We start from the raw sequence: 20,639 nt of genomic DNA on the forward strand, positions 1-20,639 counted from the left end.
CAAAAAACGACATAAGTGGTAACTCTTTGCGATCTGAAAGCTTTGATTTTTAATATTCGAATGATATAATAAATGAGTTGAAACTTATTCACCCTGCCATACAAAGAGGAGCTTTTATTTTGAAAATCGCAATTGTCGAGGATGACATCCAGATGTATGAACATCTGCAAACCTGCTTATATGAATTACTCGGTTCATCTGCTGAATACATATACTTTCCAAGTGGAGAATTTTTTCTGCAAACCTGGCAGCCAGGCACTTTTGAGCTGATTATTCTGGATATCTTTATGGACAGGCTTACCGGCATGGATGTGGCAAGAGAAATACGCAAGTCTGACCGGGAAGTACGCCTTGTCTTCAGTACGACCAGCAATGAATTCGCCAGTGAAAGTTACGAGGTAAACGCCTGCTACTATCTGCTTAAGCCATTCGGAAAAGACCGGGTAAAGGCCATGCTCGACCGCATAGATCTTGCACAGCTTGAGAAAATGCGTACCGTGCAGCTGCCGGACGGCACAACCATCGTTTTACGCGATATTATTTATGCAGACTATGCCGCTCACTGTACAACCCTGCACTGTAAACACGGCAGGAATAGCAGTGTCCGGGCAAATTTCTCAGAAATCGAAAAACTATTATCTGCCTACCCGTATTTTTTCAGCCCCTCAAAAGGGCTGATCGTCAATTTTTACGAGGTTGCCGCCCAAAACGCGGACACCTTTACCATGAGTGACGGCTGCCTCATCCCGATCAGCCGCCGGAAAGCAAAAGAAGTGAAGGAAGCCTATTCGTCGTTTCTTTTTGAACAGCTGCGAAAAGGAGGGAAAAACTGATGCCGTCTGTTTCCCGGATCCTGGAAGTCCTTGTATACTCTCTGCTGAATTTTTTTCCGTTCCTTGTACTGGCGCTCTATCCGTTCCGACACTGTCTGCGTTTTTCAAAGGTCATTACCGGAACTCTGATCGGTTTTCTCACAGTCATTCAGGTACTGCTCGGCGCATGGGTCAGTTTTGTATCAGGAAACCACAGTGCAATCGCAAGCGCAGTCAGCACGATTCTCTACGCTGCATTCTATTTTCTCGCTGTGAAAAAGCATTTCGGCAAAACTTTATTTACCCTGCTGATGATCTCCAACCTTGCCAATCTGGCTGTTATCTCCGCCAAATGTCTGGAAGGACTGTTCTTTCCAACCCTGGCAACGCAGGATTACCGCTGGTCATTCTCGCTGATGCTGTTTGCTGTGGAAGCAGTTCTTTCTGTTCCTGTATTTTTATACATGCGGTCCGTCTACACACCGGCTGTGGAAAAAGAACCGTCCGGTCTCGAATGGCGGTATATATGGCTGATTCCCGTAACCTTTTACCTGATGTGGTACTATGTACTCTACGGCAACACATCACATTCCAGTCTGGAAATTGCCCTGCAGCCGAAAAATACACTGTTTCTCCTTGTCATCAATGTGGGGGCATTCCTGATCTACTACATCGTAACCCGTCTGGTTCTGGAACAAAACAGGTCGCTGGAATTGCAGGAGAAAAATCATCAGCTCACGATGCAGGCTATGGAGTATAAAAATCTGCAGGAAAAAATCACCGATGCCCGCCGGGCAAAGCATGATGTGCGCCATCATATCGCACTCATGCAAAACTACCTTGCTGATGGGAACCTTGATGCGCTCCGCGAATATCTTGCCAGATATAACGAGAGTCTGCCAAACGACTCTCTTATCCGTTTCTGTGAAAATACTGCAGCTAACGCTGTATTGCTCTACTTTTCTCAGCAGGCAAAGGATAATGATGTAGACTTTATTGCCCAGGTAGAGATCCCGGAAGATATCTTTATTTCAGACACCGATCTTTCCGTTTTATTCGGCAATCTGATTGAAAATGCCCTCGAAGCCTGCCGCAACGAATCCGGCAAGGACCGAAAAATCATGATCCGCGCCAGTCTGATCGGCAGTTCCTTTTGCATCACAGTGGACAATACTTTTTCAGGCGCACTCAGACATACCCCCGACGGCATGCTTGTCTCAACAAAGCACAAGGGACTCGGTCTCGGCACACAATCCGTTAAAAGCATCGCCGCTCAGTACAGCGGCATCTGTCGGTTTGAGATGCGGGACGGAATGTTTTATGCTTCGGTGATGTGCAATCGTAGCTGACCTTTGTAATTATTGATTATCGCGGCAGTCGCCAAAGTCTCATGCAAGCAATATAATACTACTCAAACATAACGTTGCAATAACTTTCTCTGTTGGGTATAATAAGAACATATATTCTGCATCTCAAAGGAGGGTTCCTATGATAGAACAGCAAATTGCCGAAGCAACGGAATGTGATTTCAAAGTTGCTCTCGAAACACGAAAACCCAAAAGCTGGTTGAAAAGCGTCAGTGCTTTTTCCAATGGAATTGGTGGAACTTTGTTTTTCGGAATTTCTGATGATCGGAAACCTGTTGGATTATCTAATGTTCAAAAGGATGCTGAAGCAAGATTCTTAACCAACGCCGGAAAACTCATGACCGATCAACACACGGTTTATAACTCCCGTATGTTCTGTACCAGATGGAACGGCTTAGGCAAAGGTTCTATCTTTGATGATGCTTTAGACGATAAGGAATACGATATTTACATTATCCGTTCCATGCGGCGAAACCCTGTAATTGCTGACCTGTTCCACCGCATGAAATACATGGAACGCCGTGGAAGTGGCCTACGCAAAATCATCAGCGAAACCGAAAAATTACCTGGATATACAGCGGCATATAAGCCTGAATTTTCCTCAACAGCGACAGATTTCAGGGTCATCTTGAAAAATGTAAATTACCAACTTAGTCAGAAAAACTTAGTCAGTGACCAAGATGGTGACCAAGTTAGTGAGCAAGCTAAATCACCAGACATCCCACACACAGTTTTGGATTTTTGTATAACAGAAAAAAGTAAGCAAGAAATTTGCTCATTTATTGGTTATCGAAATCTCACTTATTTTACAAGAAAATATTTGAATCCACTACTGGCAAGCGGTCAGCTCAAAATGACTATTCCAGCTAAACCCAACAGCCGCAAACAAAAATATATTACCGTCCGTACCGAATAACCAAGAAGCAGGACAATGGAGGAGAGTCCAATGTCCTGCTTCTTATCTTTTTTGAAAGGATTTTCTTCTCTCAGAAATCACCCATACACCCTGTCCTGAATCGTATATTTCAAATCCTGCACCTTACCCAACAGCCAGATCGCCGCAAGCGGCAATCCCATCGGACCAATCAAAAAAGCCATCAGCAACAGAATAAGCCCATTCTGTGGAGAATATGTAATCAGCACTGCAATACCTAACAAAGCAATAATATTAGCCGGAATCATTTGAATGATTGGTTAGGTGCGTTTCATAAGCGCACAAAAGCCGGAACAATCTGCCCTCAATCTATGAGAGCCTGATTCCGGCTGTCCTCCTTTTTCATTATTTTGCTGATGATTGCCCGCTTTGTACGCCAATGGCCTCAACAGAGGCAGTGCAGAACTTCGCTCACGTTGTCAAACAGCACCGTTGAGATCAGTGCTTCGCCCTCTGCTTTTTTCTGCTGCTCAATCATAGAATTGAATCCGCCGATGGTGTCCCGTTCCAGTCCGCTCATGGAACCGCTGCGGTCTAAGATAAAAACGATCTCTGTTAAATTCTTTCTCATATACTTGTCCTCCCAAAAGATTATGGCTGCTCGGTTTTGTACCTTACAGCCATAGTATAGCGGTTTTCTTTTGTGGAGTGGTCGCATGGAAAGCGACATTTCTTTGTCCTTATGCTCCGATCAGACTCTGGTCAAAAGCAAACAGTGCCTCGTTGATTTCATACACATTGTAGTTTCCCCATTCGACAAAATATTCTACAATGATATCGAATTTGCTCGAATGGGAAAGGGCAAAACCCGCCTTACCGAGCATCTCCTGCATCTGGGCAAGCGGCTCCAGTCCGCAGCACGATGAATGCAACCATCCACACCGCCGCCCAAAAGAGAAGTGTTGGCGACATTGACGATTGCGTCAACGCTCATTTTTGTAATATCGTTTCTGATAATCTGCAATGGCATGAAACCTACCCCCATTCGTCAATTTATCAGCTATCACCTACAAACTTCCTGTAGCGTTTATTGTTAAGGAAGAATCGCTTAATTTATATCCAGCGTCACGGAACGATTGTAATACTTGTTGCCTGCTGACATGCCCTTGTCTGTTCAAATATCTATATTAAAGTGTTTCGTACATTGCTTTTAATTCTTCCAGAATCTTCTCCTTTGTTCTGCCAACCAGCCCCAACTGTTTAATATCCACGTTTTCATTTTTCATACGCTGGACAAACTCTTGAATATCTGCATAAACTCCTTGGGGAGCCACTACCTTGGTGGTGGGATCAATCAACTCCGTCAGACGGAAAACATCATTCTTATGTTTCTTGATATTTTTGCTATCAACGTGTTCTCCTGCGGCCTTACGATCTGTCAAATCCATCCACGCTTTTGCCTTAAACAGAATCAAATATGCCGCATCCAAGACAGTTACTCCATCAACAACGACTTTCCCCTGCTTTAAAAATTCGTAGTAATCATTGTCTAAAAGAATAGCAGACAGACTCGAAATGTCTTCGTCAACCGGCAGCGGCGTTAAAACTGCATCTTCCGGAAGCTAAATAGCATCCAGTTTTCGCGTGAAAAGTTCAATCATCGCAGGATATTGATTTGTAATTGGGTGACTAAACCGATAAAACTGCGGCACACCCGAACTTTTATTACAATGTTCATATCCAGCCTGTTTTACATATTCCCAGAATTTCTTTCCGAAATTTGCGTCAACTGCTTCTATAATCAGAACAAGATCAATGTCCTTTGTTGCTCGGAAATCCAAACTTTCTTCCGTCATCAGAATGTCACACGCTGTTCCTCCAATGATGGCATATTGTTCTTCACTGCCCTTGAACCATTCCTTAAAGCTATCAATTCCTGTAACCATCTATCTTCCTCCACAGTTCATTCAGCATTTCTTCCACTGCTTCTTCAACTCGTTCATCCGCATCTTCTCTCAATGCCAAAGCCAATGAAAGTTCATCTACAGCATTTCGCATAGACAATTTTCGTGGATTGTATCTCCACATCTCTACGGCCACTTGCACCTGCGAATTCTGCAAGCTATTGGTCATAACATCTTTCCATTGAGAGATTCTTTCTGCTGCGTAACATCTGACATTCGGTGCATTCAGCATGGAATACTCTGCCAATGCCGAATATCCGCTTTCCAGCAGGTCTGTTCCCACCAATTCTTTCGGAATATAAACCGTTCGTTTTACTGGATTCAGCAGGGTATCTCCTGTTTTTTGGAAAAGCATTTTCGGAGAATCCTCAGAGTACAGAATCCGCTGCACACCTGCTTTCCTGATATGCAGCAATCCCATTTCTTCAAGTTGTCTCGATGCCCTTGATATAGAAGTAGGTGTCAGTTCCAAGTCTTTCGCAGCCTGACTTGTAGACAGTTCCTGTGCGCCTCCATAAATGAAATGCAGTAGAAGCATCTGCGCCGATGGAAGTATTTCTTCCCGTGGCTTCTTTTCAGCATTGCATCGTTCCTGCAAATACAGTGCCATGAAAGGCAAATAAATCTGCCTTCCTTCTACGATGAAAGGAATTTTTTCACGAATCAAATATTCTTTCTGACGAAAGCTAAGTTCATTTAGCACCAGCACAACTGGCAAATTCTCATTTTTTTGTATCCGAGCAATCTGCTTTTTCAGCACTTCGACCTGCTCTAATTCTGTCTTCGGATAAAGGAAAATCACCCCTTGTCCATTCATAGACACCCTCTGCAAGCGATACCTTGTGACTATAAAATTGGGCAAATGCTCAAACTTACCATTCATATAGACAACTTCAATTCCGAGGACTTTATTGAGATACTCCATGCGTTCGCCTCCAGTCTTAACTCTTTTTCTGTATTATAACTCTTTTTGAGTTAAGATGCAATATTTGAGTTAAGAACAGTTGAAAATCAACATTATTAAAAATTATTTTCACAAAAAAAGCCCGCTGCAACATGAGCATTACACCCACACTGCACCGGACATTCCATCATCAACTGCTCTGTCTATTTTCTTCTTCCTGCTACACTTCCTGCTCATGTAGCTTCTCTTTCTTCTGCTCGTCCTCTTTCAAGATTTCCTGCACAATCTTCTGTGCTTCAGGCCTATCCTGCATACAAGACAGTTCGATCAGCAAATCACTCATGATCACTCTATCATGGGCACAGCCAATGATAAGTCCTATGACACACCCCATGATAACTTAGAGGATGACACCCATCAAGATATCCACCAAGTTAGCCACCAAGATTCTACGCTGTCAGCAGTTATATTGCGCCTAACACCCCATTTCCAACTCGTCCAAAAGCGAATCTTGCGGAAGCGAGGCAAACACACCATTCTCGACCGCACAGCGTAAAGAGTCTGTATTTCTTTACTTGTGCTTGCCGCCTCCACGCTTTTTGTAGTCCTCGTCTATACGCTTTTTCCAGTCTGCGCTCAGCGGGGCACTGCACCGGACGGAGCTGATTGCTTCGCTGACCACCTCATAATTCAACGCAGTTCCTTCACTGTCGCACTGATAGTTGACTGCACGATCTGCACCGATTCCGAAATGGCTTGCGGTCTCTACCGCATCAATATTGGCACCAAGGAACAAAAACTCCCATCCGTATTTTGCTTTCTGCCGCTCGATCATCTGCTTCACTTTTTCGCTGCTGTACCGACGGCTGGCATTTTCCATTCCGTCCGTAGTGATTACAAACATGGTGTGTTCCGGCACATCCTCCGGTCTTGCGTACTTATGAACATTTCCAATGTGATGGATCGCACCGCCGATCGCATCTAAGAGTGCCGTGCATCCGCGAACCGTGTAATCACGGTCAGTCATCGGTCGGATGTCCCTTACATTTACACGGTCGTGCAGGACTTCGCTCACATTGTCAAACAGCACTGTTGAGATCAGTGCTTCGCCCTCTGCTTTTTTCTGCTGCTCAATCATGGAATTGAATCCGCCGATGGTATCCCTTTCCAGTCCGCTCATGGAACCGCTGCGGTCTAAGATAAAAACGATCTCTGTTAAATTCTTTCTCATATGCTTGTCCTCCCAAAATCTCGCCCTTGCGGGCTCGCTGTCGCGGTATTCGCCAAGGTTTCGAGCAAGCTCGAACTTTGGTTCATTACACGCGCATATGGCTGCTCGGTTTCGTATCTTACAGCCATAGTATAGCGATTTTCTTTCGTGGAGTGGTCGCATGGAAAGCGACATTTCTTTGTCCTTATGCTCCGATCAGGCTCTGGTCAAAAGCAAACAGTGCCTCGTTGATTTCATACACATTGTAGTTTCCCCGTTCGACAAAATATTCTACAATGATATCGAATTTGCTCGAACGGGAAAGGGTAAACCCTGCCTTGCCGAGCATCTCCTGCATCTGGGCAAGCGGCAGTTCCAAAGCCAGGGCAAATGCCAGCACCGTAGGTTTGGATGGCTTATAGAATTTATCCGAACGGATCTTCGAGAAGAGTTTCCGGTCAATGTTTGCCTTCTTGTAACACTGAGTATCCGTCATGCCGCTTTCGTCAATCTTCCGCAGCAGCATTTCCGAAAAGCTCTCATCCATCTGCCCCAGTGCCTCTTCCAGAGATTGACTGCTGCAAGATTTACAGATTGCTTCGGGCGGCAGCGGAACAGATGCAGCTTCAAAACAGGATTCCTCTGACAATGCTTCGAGCCGCCGTCTCTGTTCTGACCGGCTGTCAGTATGTTCATCCACATACCGGTCATCTATGTACGCCGCGATATCGGCAAACAGTTTTCCGCTAATCTGATATGTTTTTCGGTCAAAGACAACGATGTAGACCATTATCTCATTTTCCAGCAGGAACGTACTGATGGTATCGACTGCGACCTTCAGAGCCTGGTCTTTTGGATAGCCGTAAACACCGGAGGAAATCAGCGGAAAGGCCACCGACTGACAGCTATTTTCTTTCGCCAGTTTCAAAGATGTCCGATAACAGGATTCCAGAAGTTCCTGCTCCCGATGCTTGCCATCCCGCCAGCGCGGGCCGACTGCATGGATCACATATTTGCAGGGTAAACGGTACCCCTTTGTGATTTTTGCACTTCCGGTCTCGCAGCCATATAGCGTACTGCACTCTGCAAGCAGCTCCGGTCCGGCGGCACGATGAATACAGCCGTCCACACCGCCGCCGCCCAAAAGAGAAGTGTTGGCAGCATTGACGATTGCGTCAACGCTCATTTTTGTAATATCGTTTCTGATAATCTGTAATGGCATGAAGCATACCCCCATTCGTCAATTTAACTTTCTATCTGTATTATAGCTTCTTTTGTGTTAAGATGCAAAATTCAAGTTAATACCGATAAGTCCCTGCTATCAAGACTAACTCTTTGTGCCTATCGTTGAAATAAACTCTCCTTATGGGTATAATATAAGGAAACCCAAAAGCTGGTTAAAAAGTGTCAGTTCCTTTTCCAATGGAATCGGCGGAACTCTGTTTTTCGGAATCTCTGATGACCGGAAACCTATCGGCTTGTCCGATGTTCAAAAAGATTCATCATTTTAACATCAAACACATGTCGTTCATATATATGTGGAGTATAATCCAAATATGTGTGTTTGATGATATCGCAAATTATTTATATCTGGTCTGAAAAAAGCATTTTCAGGAATATACAAAGATTTATTATTATACTGTTTTAGATAATCACTCTCCACTTCTGGATGAACAACTACTTTAAGGTTATCATCAACAGTGAACATTCCTTTATCCTATTTCAGTTTTCCATATTGCTCATCATCTAAAGCTTCCAGCCATTCATTGCTGCCATTCTCGCCGGGAACCTCAATGGCAAGATGGCTAAACCATGAATCCGGTGCTGCTCCATGCCAGTGCTTTACACCGGCAGGAATATTGATGCAGTCACCCGGCTTCATGAGAGTTGCATCCTTGCCCCATTCCTGATAATATCCCCGTCCGGCTACACAGACTAAAATCTGTCCGCCGCCATTGTCCGCATGATGGATATGCCAATTGTTACGGCAGCCCGGCTCAAATGTTACATTATAGATTCCCACCTGATCGATTGAAACTGGTGCAAGATAGCTTTGTCCGACAAAATACTGAGCAAAAGCATCGTTTGGCTCACCAATTGGAAATATCATTTGCGCAGCATGGGCGGACCTCGCATCCTCAGCCGAAGTTCCCTTTGCAGATAATTCGTCCGTCCATACTTCCTTTGCCATATGAAACACAGCCCAGCCCTTTGGCCATCCTGCATAAAATGCCACATGGGTGATTACCGCAGCGATCTCTTTTCTTGTCACTCCGTGATTTTTTGCATTTTCCAGATGATATTTGAGTGAGGAATCCGTCACACCCGAAGACATCAGTGCAACCACTGTAATGATGCTCCTCGTCTTTAAATCAATATCCTCATTATTCCAATTCTCGCCAAAGAGCACATCGTCATTAAAATGTGCAAATTCTGGTGCAAATCCGGAAAGTGCATCCCTACCTGCTGTCTGTACTATTTTTCCCATAATCAAAAATCTCCTTTTCTACACTACATTTCCTGCTTTTTGTTTCCCATTCTGCGCCATGACACCAACCAGCGCATGTGGAACATACATCTCCTCCAGATAGGAAATTTCATCCGCTGTCAATTCCAAATCTACAGCTTTTGCCGCCCCGTCTGCATGAGAAAATTTTGTTGCTCCCACCACTGGAGAAGTAACCTTTGTCAATAGCCACGCCAACGAAATTTCCGTCATGGAAACATTCCTCTTATCCGCAAGCTCTGCTACTCTGGCAATGATTCGTGCATCCGCTTCTGCTGTGGCATCATACTTAAATTTTGCATATGCGTCTTCTTCCAGACGCTTTGATGTCTCACCCGGACGCTTTGAGAGTCTGCCGCCTGCAAGTGAACTGTATGGCGTCATTGCAATATTTTCCGAATAGCAGAACGGTGCCATTTCCCGTTCTTCTTCTCTTGCAATCAGATTATAATGCCCCTGAATCGAAATAAACTCTGTCATTGCGTTTTCTCTTGCATAGTAATTTGCCTTGGCAAGCTGCCATGCAAAGCAGTTGGATATACCGATATATCTGGCTTTGCCAGCCTTCACAACCCTATTAAGTCCATCCATGATTTCCTCCATAGGGGTATGATAATCCCACATATGATAGATATAAAGATCCACATAGTCCATACCGAGATTGCTAAGACTCTGATTCAGGTAATTTTCTATATGTTTCTGTCCGCTCATGCCGCCGTCAATTTCTTCCTGCGTTCTCGGTGTGAATTTCGTTGCAATCACATAATCATCACGCTTTGCAAAATCACGAAGTGCTTTTCCGACATACTGCTCGCTTGTACCATTCTGATATGCGATTGCCGTATCATAAAAATTGATACCAAGGTCAAGTCCATGTTTAATGATTTCTCTCGTCTGCGCCTCATCTAATGTCCAGCTGTGCTGTCCGATAGACGCATTTCCAAAACCCATACATCCCATGCAGATGCGGGATACATTTAAATCCGACTTTCCAAGTTTTTCATACTTCATAAAGACACCTCCCGAATTAAAGACTTTCAAGCAGTTTCTTCATCTTATCAACATCACTGCTGCTCCTAACAAGATAGCCCTCTTTGATTTCAGCCCCTGACGAAACAGACGCTTTCAATCCATCCACTGTTTTTCCAAACCCACTACCGCCAGATGTAGCAAACAGTACAATTTTCTTTCCGGTAAAATCATAACTTTCCAGAAAACTGTTGATGATGGTTGGCGCAACATACCACCAGATCGGGAAGTAAAATGTAGCCAGTTCCCCTCATGCGTTGATTTTACTGGGTTTAACTGTATACAAAACTGTGTTTACTGTTACTATCTTTCATTCTTTTCCAAAATAGCTTTGAAGCATAGGCCACATTATTTTCATATATGACACAAAGCTCAGCTCTACTTGTGCTTCATTAAACCATCCAACCATAAAGCTATTTATCTCTTCAAATAATACTTTTGAAAGTTTCTGAATAATAATTGTGTTATCCACTTCTTCAGTATAATCTTTCGCATACATTTTACATATAGAACGCACTCCAAAATAATTATATAGCACACCTACCGTTGTTTTTAATGCTTCAATATCTCTTGGAAAATCTGTTCTATTCATCATATTCACTACTAATTGATGTCTTGAGTTTAGGTAATTCCTAACTGTACTATTACCTATTTCAACATCAACTGTAAATGAAAAATCTTGAGTTTGTATACTATCTGCTCCTAACATTATCATCAATTCAACTTGTGCTGCATGATATTCTGTATAACCAGACAAAGCCATATATTTCCAAGAATCTTGCTTTGCATACATTTCCGTATCTAAAATATGCGTAAATTCATGAAACACAATATACCTTGGTATTTCCGAACTTTTGCATATCCTTAATATATGTTCATCTGTTTTCGTATTATAGTAAGCTTGGGCGGCTGAAGCGAATCCTGCTGCATCGCTTTCCTCAACATTAATTTCAAAAAAATCTATCTTATACTGTGGTAATTTCTCAATTTCCATAAACTCAATATATTCTTTTTCATATTCTTTAATTAAATTTTTAATTTGTATTTCTGTCATATTGTTTTATACCTCATATCAAAGTTAGCATTTCACTTTTAGTATACCATAAAACAATCCCATTCTCATTCTATATATTTTATCCTCAACGATGAAAAGATGTGTCTGCACACATCTCTTCCATCTCATTATTTTCAATGTTATAAGTTCTTAATAAAATTCAAATCCTGTTTCCGTAATGCCTTCTGTAACTTTTCGTTCTTTCTCTTCAGTTCCTTATTTTCTCTGGTTAGAGCTGCTACCTTCTGGTTCAGCAGTTCAATCTGCTTTTCCATCGCCATGTTCAGGATTTCTCTTCTTGGATCTATCATTCCAGCCTGTTGCTCTACCGCTTGGTTCAATGTATCCCGGACGGTTGGATTTTTATAAAAGAATCCTCTCGACAATCCAGTTTTCTTCATCAGCTTTGGAACGCTGATACGTTCTTTATTTGCCAGCATATCTTGTATTGCCTGCACTGCCAGTTCAATTTTCTCTTTACTTTTTCTCTGATTTTCCTCAATCATCTTGTCGTATTTGCTCATATTCTTCACCCCATCTTGCCAGACTCATATATATGATGTCACTCATCCTCTGTCTTACTTCTCTGGTTTCGTCTGCCATTCTTTGATTGCTCATTTTCCGGTAATGCTGTACATTATTCAGTCTTTTATGCCCCAACAGTCTCGCTATCGTCCAGTCATCCAGATGCATTTCTGTAAGTTTGACGCCATAGTAGTGCCGGAACATGTGCGTTCCAAACCCGAATAATTCGCCATGATCATCTCTCAACTGCTTTTCCTGTATCATGGACATGACTTTTGTTTTTATAGCCATATACTGCATCGGGCGGTCAGGTTCTTTTTCATTAACAAATATGTATTCTGTATCACCGAACTTTTCCTGTGTATATTCAATAGAACTCTGTAACAGTTTTGCAAGTTCTTTACTGATCGGTTTTTTATATCTTTTAGTTTTAACTTGATATATTTCAATCATATCTTGGCCATTTTCTCTCGTCAGACAATCTGGTCTCAGTGTAAGGGTATCTGATATCCTAGTTCCAAGCATCTGATGTATCAGAAGACATCTTGCAATCTGTACATCCATCTGTGTAATTTCCGCATTTAGTCGTTTCATTTCATCATCAGAATACACTCTAAATTCTGCATTTACTTCCGGTGGAATATCCGTATTAATAAATAAATGCTCCAATCTTTCATAGCTGTAAATTTTTCCGATTGTCTCTTACTGTCGTCTTAATGAAATTACATAAGAACTATTCGCACTATGGGAAGTATCTTTTGTTGACAGATATATCAAAAATTCTTCCAGCACTTCTCTGTCTATTTCGCTGCAGCTTTTTATTTTGGAATACTCTTTTTGGAGATATTCTGAAAATATCCTCATTATTGTCAGTTCTCCCTGTACAGTTCCTATTGCTTCATACTGTAGATTCATATAAACAGCTTTCTTACATTCTTCCCGGATATCTGGCTGATATATTTTTCTGAAATCCAGTGTTTTTACATTATAAATTGGATTGGATCTGATTTTAATATCCAGATTTTTTAGTTCCCAGACATCTTTTTCTATCTCATCCCGTAAATCTTCTGGCTCTAAAAATTTCAGTACGTTTCTGAAATATAATATCGTCTCTGCTTCGCCATAGCTTACTGTACCATACACACTCTTCTTTTCTTTTACAATAGTTATTCCCTGTTCTAACATCCAGCCTTTTAAAAGTGATATCCATTTTTCTGGATTTCTATCTCCAAGGCTTTTGATTCTCCGATTTATTCTGCTGTTCAAAAACTTTGCAATATGATTATAAGCTGTTCGATCCTGAATCAATGCTCTAAGCGTTCCATTTTTACAGCGATACATAATATAGCCTCGAAATTCTTCCTTTAATTCTTGCGTTGGAAGCAACGTTAAATCAAATTTTCCATTATCCTTACGTGTCCCTGTTTTTTGTAAATTGGAGAAATCTCTGAAATATATAATATCATTTTCCATCTTTTTCCTCTTTCTTTAACCATGACGCTAAACTACTTCCTTGCATTTCAAAGAACTCATCATTTGCCTTCGCAATCCTTTGTGACATATAATCAATATACTGTCTTGTCATTTCTTCATAAGTATGTCCAAGATAATCCCGGATACTTTGCAGTGATACATGACTGTCATAAAACATAGTTGCTACTGTATGTCGATAATCGTGTGATTGAAATAAATATTCTCCATTTGCAATCTTATTTTCCCGGCACGCTTCTATCATCTGAGTTCGGAATGTACCATATAGGCAAGCACCACCTCTGCTATTTTTAAAAATGAATTCTTCAGGCTGAATTTCATGTTTTTTCAAGTATACTTTCATAATCCGATAAAGTGCCTGTGGGATTGGAATCCTTTTATAATTCTTCATTTTGACCTGATACACCTGAATCCAATAATCCTCGCCCTGCTGATAATAAGCATTTCCTTTCAATGTACACACTTCGCTTGCCCGTAATCCTAGACACCACAGATGTAAGAACATACATCGTAATCGCTCTGGAAAAAGATATAATTTTTTCAAAATTTCCATATATACTGTTTCCTCAACGCTACGATCATGATGTACTACTACTTCTTTTTGTTGGAAATATTCAATTCGGAATGGCATTCTTGTAATATACTGTTTAACTTCCATGAATTTATAAAAATGACCGATACCGAAAATTCTTTCATTAAATCCCTTTGCCTGTATTCCCCGTTCTCGCAAGCCGTCTGCATACTTTTTTACTTCTACGACAGTTGCATGAATCGCCAGTATCTTTTCTTGTTCCAGCAGTTCAATAAAATTTCTAATACATACAAATCTTCGTACAATCGTGCTGACTGCCTGTCCAGTAATTCCCAGTTCATATTTCATGTATGCCTGTAAAATTTCTCGATTCTGTATTTCCTTGACTTCCATAAAAGAAATGCTAATTAAGGATTTACTTTCGTCTATTCGATGTTTTCCAAGATGTAATCGTTCCAGATACCATACATTTGCTTCCCATTGGATCTGTTCCTGCTGCATAAACGCATCTCTTCTGCATTCACCTAAAATACTTCGTTGACTCGTTTCGGGAAAATTCTTTAAAATAGTTTCCACTTGTTCCATTTCCAGCAATCCAACATCCGTAATATTTAACTGAACACAAGAATCATAAAGAAGTTTTAAAGATTTTAACCTGACATTTCTATAAGCCTTAGACATTGAAGTATTTGCAATGATACGACTCAACGTATAAAAAATTTGTTTCTTTAAAACTTCTGAACAATTTTGTGTAAAATCCCACACCAATAGGTTTGTTTTATAAGAAGTTTCAAAAGTCTCAGCTATTTTCTTTTCCGGATAATACTTCAGAAAATAAATTTTATTTTGATATTTCCATTCATATATCCGCTTTCCATTTAGCGTCTGCATCTGTTGATAGATATGTTGTTGTTTTACCGTATCATATATTTTCAAATAGAAAGATACAATTTGTGATCGTATCTGTCCTCTTAAATATTGTTCATACGAATTTCGCAAAGGATAATCCATTTCTTCCAGATGCCAGATTTTTCTATCCGCCAAGAACTTTTTCAATTTGTTAATTCTTGAATCACTTTTTATTCCAAGTGCATCAATTTCTGAATATAGTTCCTGCTTTTTCTTCTCAATATCTACTTCAGATTCTGTTATGCGTTCTGCCTGTTGCAATAAATATATAGGTATTTCTCACACCTCCCTACTCCAGCAGACGTTCCGCCCCATAAATAGCAGTGTGTTGTGCATAAAACTCATTACTTGCTTCTATCAGTTCATCATCCAGCCAGTCCAGATACTTTATAGTCGTATCCAAATGTTTATGCCCCAATGCCTGACTGATCATCTCCAGTTCCCATCCTGCCTGCTTTCGCATATTTGCAAAATAGTGACGTAACATGTGGGGTGTGATTTTAACTCCCGTTTTCTTTTCCATTCGGTCCAACATATCATATACACTGTCCACTCTTAATGGCTTTCCAATGTTCTCACCCATGATATTCACAAACAGGTAATCCTGATGTTGCAGAATTTTCCGATATTTTGCCAGATAATCCATGAGAAATTCAAACGTATCATTACTTATCTTGGCACTTCTGTATTCCGCATTTTTGGCTCTTGCTTCATTTTCATTATCTTCCCGGAAGCATACCCTTATCATGTGATTCCTATAATCAATATCTTTGACATATTTTACTCCCAGTAGTTCCCCGATTCTGTATCCGGTTTCTGCTAACATAAGCAGCAGAAGCTGATCTCTTCGGTTCGTACAGGCCTGTAAAATTGTAATAATCTGATTTTCTTTTGCTGTTCTCCCACGATGTTCCTCTTCCTTCAGATAGGCTTTAAAAGAATGATTCCGCAGTACCTTTTTTACTCCCACCTGATTAACCGCTATAATCTGGTTATACGATAAGGTTTTGAGACTTCCGTACTGTTCATATTCTGCCTCTATAAATAAATAGAACCTGAACACATCTTTTAAGTATGCGTTGCAGGTTCCTTCATTCGGACACTTCTTTTCTCCAGACGTTTGCTCTGTATGGTTTCCGGCTTTAAGCCAGTATAAAAATTCCACAAAGTATTCTGTCTGTTTTTCATAATCTAACTGATAGACTTCTGTGAGTTCCATTTCTTTCTCTGCCATATATTTCATATAATAGCAGATTGAAAATGCTGTGCGTTTCACTGTATTTGGTGAACGTTTACATTTAATCTTATGCATTAGATATTTACTTGGCAGTTCTTCAATGCTCATTGTTTCCAGATTTCTGATGAAAAAATATTTTTCTGTTCCATCTTTTATCGTTTCCACCTTGTATATCATAAGCTGCCTCCTTTCCTCTAACGCTATACACAGTATACCCACTTCATGCCGAAATAGCTATTCATCAATACCAACAATCCCACCGAAAACGCCCTTGAAATACCACCAAACTTTTCGTGCAAAATCTGCTTTTTCTGTAGCAGAACCACGAACGATTACAGGTAGTATTCCACGCCTTTCCGGTTTCGGATAAAGTGCTGGACATCCTTGATATCTTTTGCCATCTTGCAACTCGGAAGCGCACACATCACTTCCTCATGATACCTGCCACCTTCTCCTGCACGCTCGTCTAAAATGGACACGACACAAGTATCTGTCTCGGTGCGGAGCGCCCGTCCGAATCCCTGTCTTAGTTTTTTCTGCATGTCTGGAACAATCACTGCCTGAATATAATCTTTCAGGCTGGCATATTCCTTCTTCTGTGCTTCGCTGATGGGATCAGGAACAGCAAAGGGCAGTTTTACTATAATCAGCGAAGATACCATATCTCCAGGGAAGTCTACTCCTTCCCAACAGGAGCCGGCTGCAAAAAGGACAGCATTGTCCATCTGTTTAAATCTTGTGATCTCTTCCGGTGAATGTCTCCACACCTCTATCATCGGGAACGGAATTTCATCCCTTAACATCTGGTAAACGTTTCCCATCAAATGATAAGATGTGAACAGCACCAGCGTATGCCCGTAAGTCGAACAGATCAGTGAATGGATATGGCCTGCTATCATCTCTGCCTCTTCCTGACTTCCTCTTCTGCATGTCTTCAAATTCTTGGGCAGATATAAAAGACAGTTCTTCTGATATTCAAACGGGGAGTCTGCCACATATTCACGGACTCTCCGCACTCTCTGTAATCCTGTCATTTTCCGAATGTGGGAAAATCCCTGTCCGGTTTTTAAAGTTCCGCTTGTAAGAATCGCTCCCATTCCTCTGCTCCATAACATCTGGTCCAGATACTGTGGAATCCGTCTGCTGGATGCACACAATATAATCCGGTGGTCATGGTCCTGCTTCAGATGCAACACATACTTCTTATCCTGATGGAAAAAGCATTCCAGCACACTTTTGGTTTCTTCCAGCTTGTTTCTGATCCACTTTGGAATCTTCTTTTCTAATTTTTCTATGATCTTATTCATGGTCTGTATCCCCTCATATAAATACATTGCACACTCTTCTGTCATGTGGAATTCTTCTTTTATCCCATATCTGGTTCTGTGGTTTTCTCCTATGATGTCCAGCACCATACGGATCGTCCCGGACAGTTTTCTTATCTCCGGGCCTTGGTACTCTTTCCCAAGATAAAAGCAGATTTCTCGGATATCGTCATAACAGAGGCTCTTCCCGAACATCTGCTTTGCCGCATCCGGCAGCTTATGTGCTTCATCGACAATCAATGCCCGGTAGTCTTTTAATAACGGGCGGTAATCCTGCAGCCTGTGATAACCATCAGCCAGCAGATAATTGTGATTACAGATCTGAATGAACATTTCATGATCTCTGGAACGCTCCAGATACTGCTGATACCTGCATGAGCCTCTTTTCGGGCAGTCTCCCGAACAGAACTTCGGTACACTCACCATCCTTCTGTCAAACCCACTTAAGTTGGACACTTCGTCCATATCATAATGTTCTTTCAACGACAGCAGAGCTTCTTTCTGCAACGCATTTTTGTGTTTTTCTTCGATTGCAACGATTCGTTGCTCCAACCTCTCATCGCAGACAAAATGCTCTTTCCCTTTTCGTATCACAGCTTTAATAGGGGCCTGAATCGTCCCGTTCTCCTGAAGAATCCGGTAGAGAAAAGGAATATATTCTGTAAGAATTGCTTTCTGGAGTGCAATGCTGGAAGTGGATATCACGACCGGACGCTGCTCATAAGGGGAACATCCTTCTGCAAGGAGGGAATATTTTCTCATCAGAACACAGGCTACCAGATAAGCATACGTCTTGCCGATACCGACACCCGCGTCACACAGTGCTATGTTTCTTCCCAGCAGGTTATCCAGCATTTCGTGGCATAACATAATCTGTTCTTCCCTTACTGCCATTCCATGCTCCGGGAACAGTACCCGAAAGATCGTATCAATTTCACGATGCGCTCTTTTTAAATATTCTTTTGTGTAATACATAATTTGTTACCTGATATGCGTGCTGATACCACATCAATACGGCTGTAAAGGATTTCTCCCTACAGCCGCATGTATCTGATATCAACGACACATTCTTCCTTGATTTCTTATACTTTTGTTTTTTGGCGTTGTATTTGTCCTCGACTCCCCCATTGCCTTACGGGAACATTACAGGCGGATGCTTGGCATTGCACCGCTCATGGATTTTCTAAAGGTCTTGCTGATTACAACCCAAAGTCCATCCTCTGCTCACTGGCAGTTCCTATGTATCATTATCCCCTCGTAAGTGATCCTCGCAAAAGACCGCCACGATCCTGTTTCAGTTAAAGATGATTCGCTCGAAACGAAAACGCCACAAAAGAACTCTGCCTCTCACTTTCTGGTCTAATTTCTTCCATGCCCTTTTCATCTGTCCTCGCGTCTTCCTGCCACGCTTCTACTTACGGGAACGTACCTGTAATGCTGGTATGAGGTTGTCAAAGTACACTGGCAAAATTTACCTGCCTATTAAATAGCCGACGAAAAACGCCATAATTATTCAATTTTTGATAAATTTTTTAATTTTTTTCTCAAACGGTTTCTTTTGGTATAAATCGTCTGTTCTGCCATTCCCATAATCTTAGCAACTTCTCTTCCAGAATATCCCCATGTACTGAGTAAGAGGATTTCCAGTGTCTGATGCTCCGTTTCTTTCAATAGTTCATAGATTCGCTTATCACCTATGTGATCCAGAAGCTCCTTTACATCCCTTGCAAACAGCTCGCTGTCCTTTTCTTTTATGGAATCCATATCCTGCATCGTTTCATCCAGATGTTCCCGGTATCTGCGCTCTTCCAGAAAGTCTTCCCTGTCCATCTGGCGCAGCTTTTGGATCTTCTCTTCTTCCATTCCCAGTTCACGCAATTTCTTTTCTTCCTGTTCTTTCCAATAATTCCACTTTCGTTCTTCACTTGTCTTGTTATAAGCCATTTATCTTTCCTCCGATCTGATTTTTGATATAGAAATCAAATCGGAGCATGGCGGTGACCGGATAGGTACGTTATAATGTTCGAAAAATGTCGAAGAAAAAAATGCTGCAACCTCTTCGATTACAGCACTTTTTTCCATCTTACGTGAATATTTCTTGTTGGTTCATAGGAGATTCCTTCTTTTTCTCATAATGAATAAAAGACTCTTGTCATCCATTATTTATTATAATTTTTCTACTATTACAATAGCTTTTTTAACAAGTTTTCTTGTCTTGGAGTTTAAAAGAAAGCTACCAGTTTTTTTCCTCTGATAGCTTTCCATTCATTCTTATTCTGTTGGGAACATCGCTGCTTCCAACTTATTCATCTCTGTATCCAAAAGACCATATTTTCCTGAGTTATCTTTTTCCACGGATACGTTTACAGTAACAGCTTTTCCATATCTGTTCTTTTCAAGACTCTTCTGGACACTTTCTGTTAATACAGCTGCAAAGACTTCCGGATCATTTCCATCCAATCCCTGCTTTATTTTTTCATTGCTTACCTCTGTAGAGCTTTGTTGCAATGTCTGAAATACATTGGATGGTTCAACTTGTACACTTACTGTATAGACTCCATCCTCTTCTTTCACATCTTGTACTTTGTATTTTGCCAGTTTCTTTACTTCTGTCAGTTTTTCCGCATAATCAGCAATTCCTTTATCCGTAATGTTATCGGAATCATCAAATTGCTGTTGGATACTCTCATTAAAATCCTCTTCGATTTCTTTCTTGGCATCTTTTTCCGAGATTTCTAACAGATTCGCATAGTCCTTATATTCTCCATGATAGTGTGCATCAAGAGAACTTTGGACGTAGGATTTGGCATCAAAGTCTGGTTGTCTGGAGCAAGCTGATAACAATATACATACTATAATTCCTATACTTATGCACAAAACACAATTCTTCTTTTGCATAT

General features: G+C 41.3%; 22 protein-coding genes and 3 pseudogenes. 4 read left to right on the forward strand and 21 right to left on the reverse strand.

The window, feature by feature from the left end:
* Window positions 1–119 precede the first annotated feature (119 nt).
* The 3 genes from ETP43_RS11300 to ETP43_RS11310 all read left to right on the forward strand — a co-directional run bounded on the left by ETP43_RS11300 (window position 120) and on the right by ETP43_RS11310 (window position 3,095).
* A complete protein-coding gene (locus tag ETP43_RS11300; protein WP_129258160.1) occupies window positions 120–833 on the forward strand; it encodes a LytR/AlgR family response regulator transcription factor in 714 nt (237 codons plus the stop codon).
* Window positions 833–2,161 carry a sensor histidine kinase gene (locus ETP43_RS11305; RefSeq protein ID WP_129258162.1) on the forward strand — a complete coding sequence of 443 codons (1,329 nt, stop codon included), beginning with the start codon at window positions 833–835 and terminating at the stop codon, window positions 2,159–2,161. The genes ETP43_RS11300 and ETP43_RS11305 overlap by 1 nt, the downstream gene beginning before the upstream one ends.
* Before the next feature lie 139 nt (window positions 2,162–2,300).
* Complete coding sequence (locus ETP43_RS11310) at window positions 2,301–3,095, forward strand: ATP-binding protein (RefSeq protein WP_129258164.1); 795 nt, start codon at window positions 2,301–2,303, stop codon at window positions 3,093–3,095.
* Between the two features lie 77 nt (window positions 3,096–3,172).
* Here ETP43_RS11310 and ETP43_RS11315 read toward each other — a convergent pair.
* From ETP43_RS11315 to ETP43_RS11345, 9 genes and pseudogenes are all read right to left on the reverse strand, one after another.
* Window positions 3,173–3,352: pseudogene (locus ETP43_RS11315) on the reverse strand (CD1845 family protein); the annotation flags it as partial.
* A gap of 146 nt (window positions 3,353–3,498) precedes the next feature.
* Window positions 3,499–3,684, reverse strand: coding sequence for a vWA domain-containing protein (locus ETP43_RS18895; protein WP_129258166.1), 186 nt, complete (start codon window positions 3,682–3,684; stop codon window positions 3,499–3,501).
* Between the two features lie 109 nt (window positions 3,685–3,793).
* Window positions 3,794–3,985 carry a hypothetical protein gene (locus ETP43_RS11325; RefSeq protein ID WP_330546519.1) on the reverse strand — a complete coding sequence of 64 codons (192 nt, stop codon included), beginning with the start codon at window positions 3,983–3,985 and terminating at the stop codon, window positions 3,794–3,796.
* 255 nt (window positions 3,986–4,240) lie between these two features.
* Window positions 4,241–4,543, reverse strand: a complete 303-nt coding sequence (locus ETP43_RS17690) for a hypothetical protein (protein ID WP_243114262.1) — start codon at window positions 4,541–4,543, stop codon at window positions 4,241–4,243.
* 132 nt (window positions 4,544–4,675) lie between these two features.
* Window positions 4,676–4,999: a hypothetical protein gene (locus tag ETP43_RS17695; protein ID WP_243114263.1), complete on the reverse strand. Its 324-nt coding sequence runs from the start codon at window positions 4,997–4,999 to the stop codon at window positions 4,676–4,678.
* Window positions 4,983–5,942 carry a MarR family transcriptional regulator gene (locus ETP43_RS11335; protein WP_129258168.1) on the reverse strand — a complete coding sequence of 320 codons (960 nt, stop codon included), beginning with the start codon at window positions 5,940–5,942 and terminating at the stop codon, window positions 4,983–4,985. The genes ETP43_RS17695 and ETP43_RS11335 overlap by 17 nt, the downstream gene beginning before the upstream one ends.
* A 199-nt stretch (window positions 5,943–6,141) precedes the next feature.
* Window positions 6,142–6,315 carry a hypothetical protein gene (locus tag ETP43_RS17110; protein ID WP_164979525.1) on the reverse strand — a complete coding sequence of 58 codons (174 nt, stop codon included), beginning with the start codon at window positions 6,313–6,315 and terminating at the stop codon, window positions 6,142–6,144.
* 177 nt (window positions 6,316–6,492) lie between these two features.
* The gene (locus ETP43_RS11340; protein ID WP_129258169.1) at window positions 6,493–7,152 is read right to left on the reverse strand and encodes a vWA domain-containing protein; all 660 of its coding nucleotides are present in this window, start codon (window positions 7,150–7,152) and stop codon (window positions 6,493–6,495) included.
* A gap of 184 nt (window positions 7,153–7,336) precedes the next feature.
* Window positions 7,337–8,353, reverse strand: a complete 1,017-nt coding sequence (locus ETP43_RS11345) for an O-acetyl-ADP-ribose deacetylase (protein WP_129258172.1) — start codon at window positions 8,351–8,353, stop codon at window positions 7,337–7,339.
* A gap of 115 nt (window positions 8,354–8,468) precedes the next feature.
* Here ETP43_RS11345 and ETP43_RS11350 point away from each other — a divergent pair.
* Window positions 8,469–8,633, forward strand: a pseudogene (locus tag ETP43_RS11350) (AlbA family DNA-binding domain-containing protein); the annotation flags it as partial.
* A gap of 215 nt (window positions 8,634–8,848) precedes the next feature.
* Here the strand turns inward: ETP43_RS11350 and ETP43_RS11355 are convergent.
* The 12 genes and pseudogenes from ETP43_RS11355 to ETP43_RS11405 all read right to left on the reverse strand — a co-directional run bounded on the left by ETP43_RS11355 (window position 8,849) and on the right by ETP43_RS11405 (window position 20,637).
* Window positions 8,849–9,619 (reverse strand): carboxymuconolactone decarboxylase family protein, encoded by a 771-nt coding sequence (locus tag ETP43_RS11355; protein WP_117524119.1) that lies wholly within the window; start codon window positions 9,617–9,619, stop codon window positions 8,849–8,851.
* Window positions 9,620–9,637: 18 nt separating this feature from the next.
* Complete coding sequence (locus ETP43_RS11360) at window positions 9,638–10,648, reverse strand: aldo/keto reductase (RefSeq protein WP_129258174.1); 1,011 nt, start codon at window positions 10,646–10,648, stop codon at window positions 9,638–9,640.
* A 16-nt stretch (window positions 10,649–10,664) separates the two neighbouring features.
* Window positions 10,665–10,895 (reverse strand): annotated as a pseudogene (locus ETP43_RS11365) (flavodoxin); the annotation flags it as partial.
* 81 nt (window positions 10,896–10,976) lie between these two features.
* A complete protein-coding gene (locus tag ETP43_RS11370) occupies window positions 10,977–11,720 on the reverse strand; it encodes a hypothetical protein (protein WP_006426953.1) in 744 nt (247 codons plus the stop codon).
* 140 nt (window positions 11,721–11,860) lie between these two features.
* On the reverse strand, window positions 11,861–12,244 hold the full coding sequence (locus tag ETP43_RS11375) for a DUF6262 family protein (RefSeq protein ID WP_181951942.1): 384 nt from the start codon (window positions 12,242–12,244) through the stop codon (window positions 11,861–11,863).
* Window positions 12,219–12,839: a tyrosine-type recombinase/integrase gene (locus ETP43_RS17700; RefSeq protein WP_243114264.1), complete on the reverse strand. Its 621-nt coding sequence runs from the start codon at window positions 12,837–12,839 to the stop codon at window positions 12,219–12,221. Before ETP43_RS17700 ends, ETP43_RS11375 begins: the two co-directional genes overlap by 26 nt.
* Before the next feature lie 108 nt (window positions 12,840–12,947).
* Window positions 12,948–13,718, reverse strand: coding sequence for a hypothetical protein (locus tag ETP43_RS17705; RefSeq protein ID WP_243114265.1), 771 nt, complete (start codon window positions 13,716–13,718; stop codon window positions 12,948–12,950).
* The gene (locus tag ETP43_RS11385) at window positions 13,708–15,438 is read right to left on the reverse strand and encodes a tyrosine-type recombinase/integrase (protein ID WP_129258176.1); all 1,731 of its coding nucleotides are present in this window, start codon (window positions 15,436–15,438) and stop codon (window positions 13,708–13,710) included. The genes ETP43_RS17705 and ETP43_RS11385 overlap by 11 nt, the downstream gene beginning before the upstream one ends.
* 28 nt (window positions 15,439–15,466) lie before the next feature.
* Window positions 15,467–16,591, reverse strand: coding sequence for a tyrosine-type recombinase/integrase (locus ETP43_RS11390; protein ID WP_055215247.1), 1,125 nt, complete (start codon window positions 16,589–16,591; stop codon window positions 15,467–15,469).
* A 155-nt stretch (window positions 16,592–16,746) separates the two neighbouring features.
* On the reverse strand, window positions 16,747–18,714 hold the full coding sequence (locus ETP43_RS11395; protein WP_129258178.1) for an ATP-dependent DNA helicase: 1,968 nt from the start codon (window positions 18,712–18,714) through the stop codon (window positions 16,747–16,749).
* Window positions 18,715–19,248: 534 nt separating this feature from the next.
* The gene (locus ETP43_RS11400) at window positions 19,249–19,683 is read right to left on the reverse strand and encodes a helix-turn-helix transcriptional regulator (protein ID WP_007886453.1); all 435 of its coding nucleotides are present in this window, start codon (window positions 19,681–19,683) and stop codon (window positions 19,249–19,251) included.
* 327 nt (window positions 19,684–20,010) lie between these two features.
* A complete protein-coding gene (locus ETP43_RS11405; RefSeq protein ID WP_007884654.1) occupies window positions 20,011–20,637 on the reverse strand; it encodes a hypothetical protein in 627 nt (208 codons plus the stop codon).
* Window positions 20,638–20,639 lie beyond the last annotated feature (2 nt).

It is taken from the genome of Blautia faecicola (assembly GCF_004123145.1).
Classification (GTDB): domain Bacteria; phylum Bacillota; class Clostridia; order Lachnospirales; family Lachnospiraceae; genus Oliverpabstia; species Oliverpabstia faecicola.